The organism is Archangium minus (assembly GCF_044360475.1).
GTDB lineage: Bacteria > Myxococcota > Myxococcia > Myxococcales > Myxococcaceae > Archangium > Archangium minus.
Genome location: NZ_CP043494.1, coordinates 9,200,780 through 9,214,395 on the forward strand (window position 1 = coordinate 9,200,780; position 13,616 = coordinate 9,214,395).

Annotated in this window: 13 protein-coding genes; 1 reads left to right on the forward strand and 12 read right to left on the reverse strand. The window is 69.2% G+C overall.

Annotated elements, in window-relative coordinates; translation table 11 throughout:
* The first annotated feature begins 262 nt into the window (after positions 1-262).
* Entirely contained in the window at positions 263-685 is a 423-nt protein-coding gene (msrB, locus tag F0U60_RS37390; RefSeq protein WP_395806835.1) for a peptide-methionine (R)-S-oxide reductase MsrB, read from the forward strand.
* A gap of 4 nt (positions 686-689) precedes the next feature.
* Here msrB and F0U60_RS37395 read toward each other — a convergent pair whose 3' ends face one another.
* From F0U60_RS37395 to F0U60_RS37450, 12 genes are all read right to left on the reverse strand, one after another.
* The gene (locus F0U60_RS37395) at positions 690-1,574 is read right to left on the reverse strand and encodes a DNA-methyltransferase (protein ID WP_395806836.1); all 885 of its coding nucleotides are present in this window, start codon (positions 1,572-1,574) and stop codon (positions 690-692) included.
* A gap of 198 nt (positions 1,575-1,772) precedes the next feature.
* The gene (gene rpmE / locus F0U60_RS37400) at positions 1,773-2,069 is read right to left on the reverse strand and encodes a 50S ribosomal protein L31 (protein ID WP_395806837.1); all 297 of its coding nucleotides are present in this window, start codon (positions 2,067-2,069) and stop codon (positions 1,773-1,775) included.
* Positions 2,070-2,192: 123 nt separating this feature from the next.
* Positions 2,193-3,110 carry a 5'-nucleotidase gene (locus F0U60_RS37405; protein WP_395806838.1) on the reverse strand — a complete coding sequence of 306 codons (918 nt, stop codon included), beginning with the start codon at positions 3,108-3,110 and terminating at the stop codon, positions 2,193-2,195.
* 66 nt (positions 3,111-3,176) lie between these two features.
* A complete protein-coding gene (locus F0U60_RS37410; protein ID WP_395806839.1) occupies positions 3,177-3,308 on the reverse strand; it encodes a hypothetical protein in 132 nt (43 codons plus the stop codon).
* On the reverse strand, positions 3,305-4,165 hold the full coding sequence (locus tag F0U60_RS37415; RefSeq protein WP_395806840.1) for a tetratricopeptide repeat protein: 861 nt from the start codon (positions 4,163-4,165) through the stop codon (positions 3,305-3,307). Before F0U60_RS37415 ends, F0U60_RS37410 begins: the two co-directional genes overlap by 4 nt.
* 74 nt (positions 4,166-4,239) lie before the next feature.
* Positions 4,240-5,562 (reverse strand): CheR family methyltransferase, encoded by a 1,323-nt coding sequence (locus F0U60_RS37420; RefSeq protein WP_395806841.1) that lies wholly within the window; start codon positions 5,560-5,562, stop codon positions 4,240-4,242.
* A gap of 6 nt (positions 5,563-5,568) precedes the next feature.
* Positions 5,569-6,627: a chemotaxis-specific protein-glutamate methyltransferase CheB gene (cheB, locus tag F0U60_RS37425; RefSeq protein WP_395806842.1), complete on the reverse strand. Its 1,059-nt coding sequence runs from the start codon at positions 6,625-6,627 to the stop codon at positions 5,569-5,571.
* A 69-nt stretch (positions 6,628-6,696) separates the two neighbouring features.
* Complete coding sequence (locus tag F0U60_RS37430; protein ID WP_395806843.1) at positions 6,697-9,162, reverse strand: response regulator; 2,466 nt, start codon at positions 9,160-9,162, stop codon at positions 6,697-6,699.
* Positions 9,159-10,979 (reverse strand): methyl-accepting chemotaxis protein, encoded by a 1,821-nt coding sequence (locus F0U60_RS37435; protein ID WP_395806844.1) that lies wholly within the window; start codon positions 10,977-10,979, stop codon positions 9,159-9,161. The genes F0U60_RS37430 and F0U60_RS37435 overlap by 4 nt, the downstream gene beginning before the upstream one ends.
* On the reverse strand, positions 10,979-12,793 hold the full coding sequence (locus tag F0U60_RS37440; protein ID WP_395806845.1) for a methyl-accepting chemotaxis protein: 1,815 nt from the start codon (positions 12,791-12,793) through the stop codon (positions 10,979-10,981). The genes F0U60_RS37435 and F0U60_RS37440 overlap by 1 nt, the downstream gene beginning before the upstream one ends.
* Positions 12,790-13,170, reverse strand: a complete 381-nt coding sequence (locus F0U60_RS37445; RefSeq protein WP_395806846.1) for a protein CrdC — start codon at positions 13,168-13,170, stop codon at positions 12,790-12,792. The genes F0U60_RS37440 and F0U60_RS37445 overlap by 4 nt, the downstream gene beginning before the upstream one ends.
* Before the next feature lie 2 nt (positions 13,171-13,172).
* Positions 13,173-13,607 (reverse strand): chemotaxis protein CheW, encoded by a 435-nt coding sequence (locus F0U60_RS37450; RefSeq protein WP_203406480.1) that lies wholly within the window; start codon positions 13,605-13,607, stop codon positions 13,173-13,175.
* Positions 13,608-13,616 lie beyond the last annotated feature (9 nt).

The window sequence follows — 13,616 nt, forward strand, 5'->3', positions numbered from 1 at the left end:
AGGCTCCACACCGGCGCGAGGGCGCCGGAGTCAGCGGTCCGTTCTAGCGATGAAACGGAACGCGCCCGGTCACACGAGCGGCAGCGTGGAGAGACCCGAGACACCGTTTTGCACACGTCCCATGGCACACCTCCCGCCGCGCGAGGTCCGAATGCGCGAGCTACCCAACAAAAATGAACCCGCCTGCTCCCTGTGTCAACGCCCGGTCTGGAGGGCCTCGGAAACCGTTGCCCCCGAGCGGGCTGGAACGCAGGATGACCGCATGGTCGACAAACTGGTCCTCAGTGACGAGGAATGGCGGAAGCGTCTGACACCCGAAGAGTTCCAGGTGCTGCGCCAGCACGGAACGGAGCGGCCCTGGGCGGGCTGTTTTGTCGGGACGAAAGAGCCCGGCACGTACGTCTGCGCCGGCTGCGGCAACCCGCTCTTCAAGTCGGGCGAGAAGTTCGAGTCCGGCACCGGCTGGCCCTCCTTCACCCGGCCCCTGCAGGCGGACTCGGTGACGGAGTACCAGGATCGCTCGTACGGGATGATTCGCACCGAGGTGCGCTGCGGCCGGTGCGATGGCCACCTGGGACACGTCTTCCCGGATGGCCCGCCTCCCACGGGGCTGCGCTACTGCATGAACTCGGTGGCGATGAAGCACGTGCCGGAGGGGCAGCCCCTCCAGCTCGTCACAAAGTAAGGGTTTAGCGGGCCGCGCGCTCGACTTCGGCCAGGCGCTTCTGGGACAGCTTCAGGTACTGCGCGTCCATGTCGATGCCCACGTAGCGCCGGCCCAGCTTCAGCGCCGCCACACCCGTGGTGCCACTGCCGTTGAAGGGATCCAACACCAGCGCGTCCTCGGGGGTGCTCGCCTCGATGACGCGCTCGAGCAGCGACACCGGCTTCTGCGTGGGGTGGCTGCCGTGCGCCTTCTCCTCGCGGCGCGGGGCGGTCATCGTCCACACGCGGCCGGACTCGTCGGCGGACAGCTCCTCGTCGCCCGTGCGCGGCAGCGCCCACACGTCGCGCATCTGCTTGCCACCGTTCTCCGCCTTCATCTTCGCGTAGTTGAACGTGTGCTGCAGCTTCGCGGCCGGCTTCGGCGAGGCCCAGATGAGCAGCTCGGAGGAGTGCGTGAAGTAGCGGCACGCCAGGTTGGGGCTCGCGTTCGGCTTGTACCAGGTGACGGTGTTCAGCAGCTTGTAGCCGAGCTTCTGCATCGCGAAGCCGACCGAGAAGATGACGTGCTGCGTGCCGCTCACCCAGATGGTGCCCGTGGGCTTGAGCACCCGCTGGCACGCCTTGAGCCAGGCCGTGGTGAAGGCGTGGTCCTCCTCCACTCCGCGCGACACGTCCCAGTTTCCCTTGTTCACCGCGGCGCGCTTGCCGTTCTTGCAGGTGAAACCACCGTTGGACAGGAAGTAGGGCGGGTCGGCGAACACCATGTCGAACGTTCCAGGCTCGAACTGCTCGAGCAGGGCCAGGCTGTCGCCCTGGTAGAGCCGGTACGCATCGCTCTTGGCGAAAAGGCTCTCACGCAGCGAGGGCTGCTGGACAAGCTTCAGGGCAGGAGCGGCTTCCGCGGACATCTCGCCTCCGTCAGGGGGTCTTCGTGACGGGTCGGACTGTGCGGTCAACACGCTGCTACGTCCAATTTCTGGTCTGTAGCACCCTGAAACTTGACGCGGAAACGCGAGCGCCAGAAACGCCGCGAGCACGGCGGGGTGCCTCGGGGAGAGGCCTCCAGCGCCGTGCTCGGCGGGTGCTACGAAGCTGCGGAGAAGAGACTAGGCCTTGGCCTTCTTGGCGGTCTTCTTCGCGGCGGGAGCGGCGCCCTCGGCAGGAGCAGCACCACCCTCGGCGGCCTTGGCGGCGCCAGCGGCCGGCTTGGCCTCGTACTTCTTGCGGAACTTCTCCACGCGGCCCGCGGTGTCGAGCAGCTTGTACTTGCCGGTGTAGAAGGGGTGGCAGTTCGAGCAGACTTCCACCGTGAACGAGCCACGGGTGGACTTGGTCTCAACCACGTTGCCGCACGCACAGGTGATACGGGAGGGCGGGTAGACCGGGTGCAGTTCAGCCTTCATGTTCGACTCCTGCGCCTTGCCCCCACCCCCAAGGTGGGAGGTCTGGCGTTTTAGAGGTAGGCCGGCGCTTATAACGGCGGACCGGCCCTGGCACAAGGCCCGCAGACCGGGCCCCGTCCAGGACTAGTGTGATGCGGAACCCGCGGGTTGGATTCGCTCCACCCGCTGCTTCAGTTCGGGATCATCCACGAAGCCGCCCCCCAGTGTGAGGGTCGACAGACTCAGGGTGCGCTCGGAGCCCTGCTCGGCCGCCTCGGCCTGCAGCGCCACGCCCTTCCGCTGGGCCTCGAAGTGGGTGATGTTCTCCTGCCACGTCTTGCGGACCTGCTCGTCCTTCGCGGCCGCCAGGCTCTGCCGCGCCTGCTCGAGGTTCTTGTCGAGGATCTTCAGGCGCTGCTGGGCGCGCGCGGACTCGCCGAGGTCCACAAAGGGGCCCTTGCCTCCCACCGAGAGCTCCAGGCGGACGAGCTGACGTCCCCGCTCTCCCGAGGAGATCAGGGAGGCGAAGTCATTGCGCTGCACCACGCCCGAGCTCCGGCTCTCGTGCGACTGGAGGATGAAGTCCACGGCGTTGCCCGCCTCCTGGGAGAGCGTGACGGCGGTCTTGTAGGGCACGGCCGCGAGCACCACCACCACGTCCACCTTCTCCTTCTCGCGCAGTCGGCGGGCCTCGGCGATGGCCGCCTTCACGGGAGCCCCGCCCACCACGCCTGCTTGCGTGGCCACTGGTCCCTCGGGCGAGAGGCCTACCAGGCCGAACTTCACCTCGCCCACTGTCACCACCGTGGAGGCAGGGAAGAGCAGCTTGCCCTTCGCGTCCACCAGGTTGGCGGACAGCAGCTTCATCTTCCTGCCTTTCGCCCCCTGGGTGAGGAAGCCCGTCCCGAGCGTCAGGTCGCGCGCGCCCACGGCCATCGCCGTGGTGCCCAACGCGTCCATCTGCTCGAGCAACAGCTTCGCACGCTCCTTTTCCTTGGGATCTCCTCCAGGCGTGGGGAGTTTGAAGAGCGCGTTGCCCGTGTCCAACACCAGCACCGGCATACCCCGCGCGCGCTCTTGCGAGAGGGCCGTCTTTCGTCTGGCCAGACCGCCAGACGGGTTGTGGCTTCAACCACAGGGGGCGATCTCGCCCCCGTTGTCTCCGGTGAAGAGAAGCACCACCTGCTTCGACGCCGCGCCCGCCACCAGGGGCGTCAGCAGCAGCGCGAGCAGGGCCAGCAGCAGCGGACGCAGCCTCATTTCTTCCCCTTCTTCGGCTCGGCCTTCTTCGCCTTGTCCAGCTCCGCCAGCCGGGTCTTCGCCGTCTTCGCCGCGTCCGACTTCGGGTAGCCCTTCACGAGCTCCTCGAGCGCCAACCGCGACTCCTCCTGCATCTTCAGCTTCTTGAAGCAGTCCGACGAGCGCAGGTACGCAGACGGCGTGGAGTCCGCCTTGGGGTACTCCTGCAGCAGCTTGCCGTACTCGAAGAGGGCCTCGCGGCACTTGTCCTCGGCAAAGTACGTCTCGCCCAGGCCGAAGTGGGCCTCGGCAGCCAGCGCGTCCTTGGGCCACTTCTTGAGGAACTCCGAGTAGAGCTGCCGAGCCACCGCCACGTCCCCACCCTTGGCCTTCTCCTGGGCCAGCGCGAGGAACTCCTTCTTGTCCGTGGGGCGCTTGAGCTCCTCGGCCTTCTTCCGGGCCTCGGCCTCCTTGAGGGCTTCATCGCCCTTGAGCGCCAGCAGCCTCTTCTCCGTGGCCTCGTTCGTCTGCGCGAGTGCCGTCTCCAGCTCACCAATCTTGTGAAGGTACGTCTCCACCTGGCCACGCAGCTGGGACAGGTCCTCCACCGTCTTCTGCAGCTGGATTCCGATGTCCGCGCCCGTGCGGCGCGAGGCGGTATCCAGGCTCTGCAGGGCCTTGGACACCTCGGCGATCTTCTCGTCGATACGCGGCAACGTGGCGTCGAGCTGCGCACGTGTCTGCTTCAGCTCCTCCTGGAGCTGCGCGTTAGAGGCATCGATCTTCTCGATGCGGGTCTCCAGCGCACGCCCGCGGTCCGCGGGGTAGAAGCAGCCGGAGATCGCGAGTGGGAGGGCGATCAGAGCAAGCCTTCGCATAGGGGGCGCATCTTACGGGCAAACCCTCCGGCCCGTGTGGGCTTCTTCACGTCCCAGGCCCGCCTGCCTGCCCGTTAACGCGGTGGAGTGGAACCGGAGGCCCGCTCCACCCGCTCGATGGCGCGCGCGCAGGCCACCTGGAGCCGGGCATTGTTGAGGTAGAAGGGCGTGGCGCGGGCTCTCCCCTCCTCCAGCGAGCGCAGGGCCCGCCGGTACTCCGCGGCGGCCTCGGCCAGCGACCCACGCTGCTCGAGCAACATCCCCAACAGGTAGCGCGCCGCGGCCAAGTCCGGATCCAGCTCGAGGCAGCGCCGTAGCTTCTCCGCCGTCTGGGGGCTCGCATTGTCTCCCGCGGCCCATTCCAACACCTGGGCGAAGAGGACGTCCGCTTCGTGCGGAGTCGCATCCCCTTGGGGGAAACCGCTGGGAGCCTCCATCTTCGCGGGAACCGCTGGAAAGCTGCCCGACGACCCCACGGCCGGAAAGCGCCCCGACCCCGAAGACGGACGTGCCCCCACCGCAGGCAGGCCACTGGAGCTCGGCGTCCTCACGTTCCCGGGCGCCACCCCTTCGGTGGAAGGCGCGGAGGGCTGCGCGCGGGCATAGAAGAAGGCCTGGTCGAAGCGCACGGTGCGCAGACACGGAGGCGCCCGCAGCAGGGGCTCGGCGGCGGAGAGCACCAACAGCCCCTCGGGCGCCAACCGCCCGGCCAGCGAGTCCACCACCCGCTCGAAGGACTCGGGCGTGAAGTAGATGAGGACGTTGCGACAAAGGATGACGTCGAAGCCCTGCCCCTCCGCCGCCATCGGGTACGGCAGGTCCATCAGGTTGTGGCAGAGAAAGCTGGCTCGCTCCTTCAAGTGCGCCACCAGGGTGAAGCGGCCTCCCCCGACGGGCATGAACCACCGATCGCGCACCCCCGGCTGCACCCGCTGCATTTGCTCCGAGGTGAAGCACAGCTCCCGCGCTCGCGCGATGGCTGTCTCCGAGATGTCCGTGCCGAGCACTGTGCTGGAGGGATCCGCCCCCACCTCGGCGAGCAGCACCAGCAGCGTGGCCACCTCCTCACCCGTGGCACAGCCGGCGCTCCACAGCCGTAACGGCCGACGCAGCAGCGCCACCATCGGCTCCAGCACGCAGGAGCGCAAGACCGCCAGCTGCGACTCGTCGCGGAACAGCTCCGTCTTCTGCACGGTGATGGCGTCGATGAGCTCGGCCAGCTCCGCGGCACCCGACGAGGATTGCAGGTGCACCAGGTACTGCAGGCTCATCACCCCCGAACGCGCGGCCAGCTTCTCATCGAGCCGCCTGCACTGAAGCTCGCTCAGCGCCATGCCCGTCCGCCGCGCCACGAGCGCGTGGACGGGACCGAGGTAGGACGGAGCGGTGGGGGCCACCGAGCCTCAGCGCCCCACGGCGAGGGATTCACCGCGGGCCAGCCTCACCAGCGCGCCCGCGATGTCGTCGCCGTGAACGAGGTGATCCACCGCCTTACGCGCCACCGACGCGCCCGGCATGCCGAAGACCACGCAGGACTCCTCATTCTGCGCCAGCGTCAGGCCACCGGCCTGCTTGATGGCGAGCATGCCGTCCGCCCCGTCCTCGCCCATGCCGGTCAGGATGAGCCCCAGCGTGCGCCGTCCATAGGCCTTGGCCGCGCTCTCCAGCAGCACCGTGCCCGAGGGCATGTGCCCGTCGCGCTCCACGCCCGAGCGCAGCGCCACCCGCCCGCGGAAAGGAATGATCATGTGCTGTCCCGGCGGGGCGATCAGCACGTTGCCCGGCAGCAGCTGCTCGCCGTCCTGCGCCAGCCGCACCTTCAGCTTCGAGGAGTTGGCCAACCAGCCCGCCAGCGACTCGGAGAAGGCCGCGTTGATGTGCTGCACGATGACGATGGGCGTGGCGAAGTCCGCCGGCAGCTCGGACAGCATCCGGAAGAGGACCTGCGGGCCGCCCGTGGAGCTGGCCACCGCCAACACGCCGTAGGGCATGCCCACCGGCGCCGGGGTCACCGTCCCACTGCCTGGCAGCGGAGGCCGGCGCTTGCTGTGGATGTGCCGGATGACTCGCACCGAGGACAGCAGCTTCACCTCGCGCGACAGGTTCCACGCCTCCGCCCCCGCGTCGATCGACGGCTTGATCTGCAGCGCCAGCGCGCCCAGCTCCAAGGCTCGGCACGTGAGCTCCGGCGCCTGCTGCCGGGGATCCGCCGTGAGCATGAGGATGGGCGTGGGCACCTCGGCCATGATGTGCTCCACGGCCGTGAGCCCGTCCATCACCGGCATCTCCACATCCATGGTGATGACCTGCGGACGCAGCTCACGCGCGGCCTCGAGGGCCTCCTTGCCGTTGGTGCAAGTCCCGACAACCTCCAGATCCGGATCCCGACCCAGTGCTTCGCAGATCAGCTGTCGGCAGATGTGCGAGTCGTCAACGACCAGCACCGAAACTTTCTTGCCCATGTGGCTTCCATACCCCGTGCGCGGCGCCCCGAGTATACCCAATGTGGCCGAGAGTCCCCCAGTGGCTCGTCAGCCTAGGAGTCGGCCCACCACGTCCACCAGATCCTGACGCACCAGGTCTCCCTTGGTAATATAGCCATCCGCCCCGGCCGCCAGCCCACGCTGCCGGTCCTCCTCCCCTCCACGGGTGGTGAGAATGACAACAGGGAGGACCTTGTGGGTTGGATGCGCCTTGAGTCGGCGGGTCAACTCCAACCCGTCCACCCGGGGCATCTCCAGGTCGCTGCAGACCAGGTCCACCCGAGTGCCGTTGAGCAGCTCCAGGGCCTCCATTCCGTCAGTGGCCATGACGACGTCATACCCCACAGCCTCAAGCAGCGAGCCGATGAGCTCTCGGGTGAGGGGCGAGTCGTCTACCACCAGGATGCGGCGGCGAGGCGCGGGAGGAGGACGGGCCCGAGTGGGAGCACGCTGCACCCGAAGGCTCATGGTGCCCTGTGCGCTGGCGATCAGATGGGCCACCGACAGGACCATGGCCAGCCGACCGTCCGCCAGGGTGGTGGCGCCGGTGAGATGCGGAAAGCGCGCCAGCAGGCCCTTCAAGGGAAGGATGGCCTGAACGCTCTCCTCGAGCACCTGATCCACCGCGAGCGCGGCCGTGGCGCCCTGGCTGCGCACCACCAAGACCAGCGCCCCCTCGCCGGCCACCTGCTCGGGACCCAACCCGAGCAGGGCACCCAGCGAGGCGAAGGGCATGGGCTGCTCATCCACCTCCAGCACCGCGCGCCCGGCGACCTCCTTCACCTGCGAGGCCTCGACCTTCAGCGCCCGTGAGACATGAGCGGCACTCAGACAGAGCGTCTCCTCGGCCACCTTCACGAAGAGCAGCGGGGACACGGTGAGGGACACCGGCACCCGCAGCTCGAAGCGCGTGCCCCGGCCCTGCGTGGACTCCACCAGCACGTCTCCGCCCAGCGCTCGCAGTGAGCTGCGCACCGCGTCCAGCCCCACGCCGCGCCCGGAGATGTCCGTGGCCACCTCCCGCGAGGTGAAACCGGAGAGGAAGATGAGCTCGCGTGCCGCCTGATCCGTCAGCGCTGACGCCGTGGCCTCGTCCAGGAAGCCCTTGCGTACCGCGGCCCGTCGCAGCAGGGCGGGCTCCAGTCCCACGCCATCATCCTCCACCCGCAGCACCAGTCGGTTGCCATCGCGCGCAGCCCCCAGTGTCAGCCGCCCGCGTGGGTGCTTGCCCGAGGCCACCCGGTCCACCCGTGACTCGAGACCATGGTCCAGCGCGTTGCGCACCAGGTGCAGCAGAGGATCCCTCAGGGCCTCCACCACGGCCCGGTCAGCGCGGGTGTCCTCGCCGTCCACCACCAGCTCTACTTCCTTGCCCAGCTCGCGCCCCAGGTCCCGCACCATGCGCGGGTAGGGCTCGAAGAGCACGGAGAGCGGCAGCATGCGCAGGCGCTGCACCTCGTCGGCCACGTAACCCAGGTCGCGCAGCTCCTCGTTGGCCAGCAGCTTCGCCTCGCGGTGGAGGGCGGCCGCCAGCTCCTTCGCCCGACCGAGCCGCTCGGCCAGCATGCCCCCCGCGGGCCCCAGGTCCTCCGCCGCCCGTGCCAGCAGGCTCAGCTCCCGCGCCAGCTCCAGACGTCGAGCGGTGGCCAGCTCGCGGCGGCGAGACACCTGGGTGAGGTTGGTCACCGCGCTCGTGAGCCGATCCAGGCTCGTCACGCCAATGCGCACCGAGCCATCCGCCCTGTCCCCGGTGCGCAAGCCCGACGTGGAAGCGGTCCGAGCCGGTGGTGGCTCGGGCGTCGCCGGGGGCATCCTGCTGATGGTGGTGCTGGCCGTGGCCGCCGCCGAGCTCTGCACGCGCGGAGGCTCCACCGCCACCGTCCGGCCCTGCATGGGTGTCCGAGGCGAGGCGACGGGCGTCGGCACCGGGGGAGGCGCCTGTCGGGACACCAGCGAGGGGGTCAGGATGCCCAGAGGGGCCGAGCCCCAGGCGGGTGTGACATCGTCCCGCTCGTCCCGCTCCTGAGGTTCCTTGCGCGAGGCCGGGGCAGCCTGCGTCGAGCCGGGCGTGGACGCATCCACCTTCAACGCCGCGCCCACGGAAGCCGGATTGGACTCTGGCTGACCGGAGGCCTCGGCGCGGGTGCACTCCTGCAGCCAGCGCACCAGCTTGCCCACCGCGGGAGGCTCCTGCTGCGGCTCGGGCGATGCCCCTGCCAGGACCAGCACCGCGTCCGCAGCATGGAGGAGCGCGTCGATGGAGCCGGCGGATAGCGCATGCTCGGCGCGCTCGGTGGCGCGCACCAACTCCTCCATCTCGTGGACAACGGCGTTGATGTCGTCGAAGCCCATCATCCGGGCCTCGCCCTTCAACCCGTGGAGCTCGCGCAACACGGTACGGCCCGCCTCCGGGCTCGCTCCCGCCTCCAGCTCCACGATGCGGCGGTTGATGCGCTCCAGGCGCACCCCCACCAGCTCGCGGAACTGCTTGAGCAGCTTCTCCCGCGCGCTCACCCGTTGCTCCCAGGCGCCGGCGGGTCGATTTGGAAGCGCTCCACCACGCCCCTCAGGTCACGCGCCAGTGAGGACAGGTCCCCATTGGCGCTGATGACCTGCTTGGTGGCGTTGTGGCTCTGCTGGGTGATGCGCAGGATGTCCGCCATGGCCTCGGCCAGCAGATCCGTCCCGCCCTGCTGCTGCTGGGTGGCCAGGGAGATCGCCCTCACCGCGTCCGAGGTGCGCCCGGCCAACTCGACGATCTGACGCAGTGACTCGGAGACCTGCTGCGCCAGCGTGGTGCCCGTCTCGGTAGCACGCACGCCGCCCTCCGTCGCCATCACCGCGGCCCCGGAGGCGTCCTGCACCTCCTCAATGAGGCCTTCGATCTCCTTGGTGGACTCGATGACGTTCTCCGCCAGCCGGCGCATCTCCGCCGCCACCAGCGAGAAGCCCTGCCCCACCTCGCCCGCCTTGGTGCCCTCCAGCTCGGCGTTGAGCGCCAGCAGGTCCGACTTGTCGGCCACCCCGTTGATCAGCTCGACGATCTTCCCGATCTGCTGCACCCGCTTGTTCAACCTCGCCACCGCCGCAGCGATGGCCTGGTTGTCGTGGCGCATGCGGTTCATCGTCTCGAGGAAGGACTCGGCACAGGCCTGGCCGCCCTTGGCCGCCGCGAGCGTCTTGTGAGCGATCTCCGCCACGGAGCCGGCGTTCTCGGCGATCTGCCGGGCCGAGCGCGCCAGCTCCTCGGTGGTGGCGCTCGTCTCGTCCAGGGAGCTGGCCTGCTCGGCGGCACCGGCCTCGTAGCGCGCGGAGGTGGAGATGATCTCCTCGGTGGTGGAGCCGATACGCGTCCCCGCGCGCCGCAGCTGCGCCAGCACGCTGGCCAGGTGGGCACGCATGGTGGAGAAGGCGGCAGAGACGGCCCACACCTCGTCCTCCGCGGGGATGATGCTCGGGCGGCTGAGGTCTCCCTCCGCGATGCGGTGGGCCTCCTCGCCCAGCTGGCGCATGGGACGGCCCAGCAGCGTGCCGCCCAGGTAGGCGGCCGCCAGGGCCACCCCGAAGACGAGCACGCACAGCGCGCCTCCGGACAGCAGGGCCTCGGTGCGCAGCAGCTCGGCCAGCTCCGCCTGTCGCGACGGGCTGGTCTCCGCCAGCACCTGGTCGTACGCCCGCTCCGCCAGCGACGAGAACACGTCCCAGATAAGCACCGCCGGCATCACCACGACGATGGCCGTGAAGATGACCAGCCGCAGACGGATCTCCGAGCGCCGGGGCGACACGGAGATGGCCAGCTCGGACGTCAACCCCAGAGAGCACATCTCCAGCGTCACGCGCCGAGCCCGCAGCGTGACGAGGCAGTACGTCAGCAGGGCGGAGAGCGGACCGAAGAGCAACCCCGGCCAGCCGAAGCGCAGCGCCAGCGAGAAGCTCATGGACACGCCGCTCGCCCACAGCCCCAGGTTGACGAAGACAGAGGTCAGCAGCCACAGCACGAGCGTGGAGACGAAGGCGAAGTCCGCCAGGCCGAGGACCTCCAGCAGCGCCTGTCCGAACCGCTCCGGCTCCCCCCGCAGCCCCGCCGACTCCAGGCTCCGCAGCACGCGCAACCGGCGAATGCACAGGGTGACCGACACCCCAAGAGCGACGAGGGAGAACGCCCCCGTCAGCTCGAGGAAGTGCGTGAAGTGGTTACCCAGCTGCTCCGCGAGGGTGAGTTGTGAGTAGCGAGCCCCAAGGACGGAGGTGGTGAGGTTGGCGTAGATGATCGCCATCAACAGGCGCCGGCTGAAGGGGCGCCGGGAGAGGAGGTAGTGCAGGCCCAACATCACCCCTCCTTCTCCGCCACGCGGAAGCGCTGCACCGTGGCCTTGAGGTCTCTTGCCAGCGCGGACAGGTCCGTGTTGGCGGCCACCATCTGCTCGGTGGCCGCGGCGTTCTCCTCGGTGACACGCAGGATGTCGCCCATGGCCGTGGCGAGCTGATCCGTGCCCGTCTGCTGCTGCTGGGTGGCCAGGGAGATGGAGCGCACCGCGTGGGACGTCTGGCGAGCCAGCTCGAGAATGAGGCCCAGGCTCTGGTCCACCTGCGCCGCCAGCGAGGCGCCTCGCTCCGTCGTCTTCAGGCCTGCCTCCGTGGCCATCACCGCCGCCTGGGTGGCGTCGCGGATTTCATCAATGAGCCGCTCGATGGCCAACGTGGAGGACAGCACATTCTCCGCCAGCCGACGCATCTCCGCGGCCACCAGCGAGAAGCCCCGGCCCGGCTCACCCGCCTTGGTGCCCTCCAGCTCGGCGTTGAGCGCCAGCAGGTCCGACTTGTCGGCGATCTCGTTGATGAACTCCACCACCTTGCCGATCTGCTGCACGCGCTTGTTGAGCCGCACCACCGCATCGGCGATGGCCTGGTTGTCGCCCTTCATGCGATGCATGGCCGCGAGGAAGGCCGCCGCGCTGCGCTGCCCGCTCTGGGCCGCCGCGAAGGTGGTCTCCGCCATGGCCGACACCGACTCGGCATTGACGGCGATCTGCTGGGCCGAGCGCGCCAGCTCCTCGGTGGTGGCGCGCGTCTCGTTGAGCGAGATGGCCTGCTCCCCCGCCCCGGACTCCTGATCCGCCGAGGTGGCCACCAACTGCTCCGTGGTGGAGGAGATTTGAAGTCCCGCCCGCTGCAGTTGCACGAGCGCCTGGGCAAGCTGCGCCTGCATGCGCGTGAAGGCACCGGACACGGCCCACACCTCGTCCTCCGCGGGGATGAAGCGGGGGGTGCGAACCTCCCCCTGGGCGATGCGGGTGGCGTCCTCCGAGAGGGCTCGCAGGGGCTCGGCCAGTGCGGTGCCGGCGACGTACGCCGTCCCCACCACCCACAGCACCACCAGCCCAGCAAGAATCCCCAGAGGAAGACCGGTAGCCCGACGGGTCCGGCGCACCACCTCCTTCTGCACCTTGGGATCCTTCGTCTCCAGGATCTGATCCAGGGTGCTCACGGTGCGGCTCACCGACATGTCGAGGACGAAGACGGACGGACTGAGCACCGCTACCGCGGTGAACATCACCAGCCGCCGACGCAGCCGCAGCCGCTCGGCAGGGATGGCTGCGATGACCTCCTGCGGTGACAGCCCCTGCGCGGCAATGCGCTCGGCGGCCCGGCGGCCCCGGCGCACCACCATCAGGTAGACGAGCATGGCGGACAGCGGCCCGAGCGACAGGCCCACCAGCCCGATGCGCATTCCCACCGTCCAGTGAGCATCCGCCAGGGGCGAGAACGTCGCCGCCAGCATCAGTGCGCCGCCCAGCCATGCCTGGAGGGTAAACCAGAAGCTACGCCCGGGGATGCGACGCACCTCCAACAACGCCCGACGTAGATTTTCCGGGTTGGCGGGCAGACGCCCCTGCTCCACCGCCCTCAACACGCGCAGCGCGTGCCGCTCCTGGGCGCCAGACAGGGCGATGTTCATCACCAGCACCGCCGCCAACAACCCGAGGAAGAGCCAGCCACTGCCCGCGGGCACCGAGTGGGTGAGGTGCCCATACAGCAGCGCCAGCATCAGACCCACCGTGCCCCCCAACCAGGACGGACGCGTCGTCCAGACTGCCAGGCCCTTCAGCCCCTCGGGGCCCTTCTGTCCCCCCGACGTGCTCAAGCGGCCTCCTGGGTAGAGGGCGCCAGGAAACGCCCGAAGTCGACCAACGACATCATCGGCCACAGCGCGCCGCGTACCTGGACGAAGCCTCGCAGGCTGCCCCCCGCCACCCGACCCAGCAGCGCCGGAGCGGGCAACACGGTAAGCGGCTCGGAGTCTATCTCCAGCGCGTCCACACCCACCGCCTCGCCTGTAGCGGCCACGAGGATGCGCTCGGAGCCCAACCCCCCGTCAAAAGCCTGGTTCGCACAACCGGCCCGGCCTCCAAAGGTGCTGGGGGACTCGATGGTGGCCACCTCGTGCGCGGCGAACGCCACCCGATTGGCGCCCGCCCGGCACAGGAGCATGCCCGTGACACTGCGGCTGCCCGCGGCCATGATCAGACCCCCTGGCTGAGGTGATCGAACAGGCCCTCGGGGTCAATGACCGCCACGTCGCGCTGGGCGCTGCGAGCAGGCCCTCGCAGGTGGAGGTGCACCCCGTTGATGCCCAGCGGCTCCAGGCGACCGTCCACCTGGGACACACCGGCCACCCGGCTGGCCGTGAGCGCCAGGGTGCCTCGAGTCAGCCGCACCAGCACCGCGCGGCGCGTGGGCTCACTCTCTCCAGATACCAGCATGCTCATGTCCACCACGGGGATGACCTCTCCGCGGTGGGCGAACACACCCAGCAGGTGCCCGGGAGCACCGGGCACCCGCGTCAGCTCGGGAAAGCTGACCACTTCCGCCGCGCATTCAGCCGGTACGGCGTACCAGCTGCTTCCGCAGGCGAATACGAGGTAGGACTGCCGTGTCTCGGTCTCAGTCGAGGCCATTGCGCGCGC

Excerpts from the sequence above, each read along its gene's own strand:
- F0U60_RS37410 (WP_395806839.1), bottom strand. The coding sequence starts at position 3,308 with ATGAGGCTGCGTCCGCTGCTGCTGGCCCTGCTCGCGCTGCTGCTGACG.
- F0U60_RS37395 (WP_395806836.1), bottom strand. The coding sequence starts at position 1,574 with ATGTCCGCGGAAGCCGCTCCTGCCCTGAAGCTTGTCCAGCAGCCCTCG.
- F0U60_RS37445 (WP_395806846.1), bottom strand. The coding sequence starts at position 13,170 with ATGGCCGCGGGCAGCCGCAGTGTCACGGGCATGCTCCTGTGCCGGGCG.
- F0U60_RS37450 (WP_203406480.1), bottom strand. The coding sequence starts at position 13,607 with ATGGCCTCGACTGAGACCGAGACACGGCAGTCCTACCTCGTATTCGCC.
- msrB (WP_395806835.1), top strand. The coding sequence starts at position 263 with ATGGTCGACAAACTGGTCCTCAGTGACGAGGAATGGCGGAAGCGTCTG.
- F0U60_RS37415 (WP_395806840.1), bottom strand. The coding sequence starts at position 4,165 with ATGCGAAGGCTTGCTCTGATCGCCCTCCCACTCGCGATCTCCGGCTGC.
- cheB (WP_395806842.1), bottom strand. The coding sequence starts at position 6,627 with ATGGGCAAGAAAGTTTCGGTGCTGGTCGTTGACGACTCGCACATCTGC.
- rpmE (WP_395806837.1), bottom strand. The coding sequence starts at position 2,069 with ATGAAGGCTGAACTGCACCCGGTCTACCCGCCCTCCCGTATCACCTGT.
- F0U60_RS37435 (WP_395806844.1), bottom strand. The coding sequence starts at position 10,979 with ATGTTGGGCCTGCACTACCTCCTCTCCCGGCGCCCCTTCAGCCGGCGC.
- F0U60_RS37405 (WP_395806838.1), bottom strand. The coding sequence starts at position 3,110 with ATGCCGGTGCTGGTGTTGGACACGGGCAACGCGCTCTTCAAACTCCCC.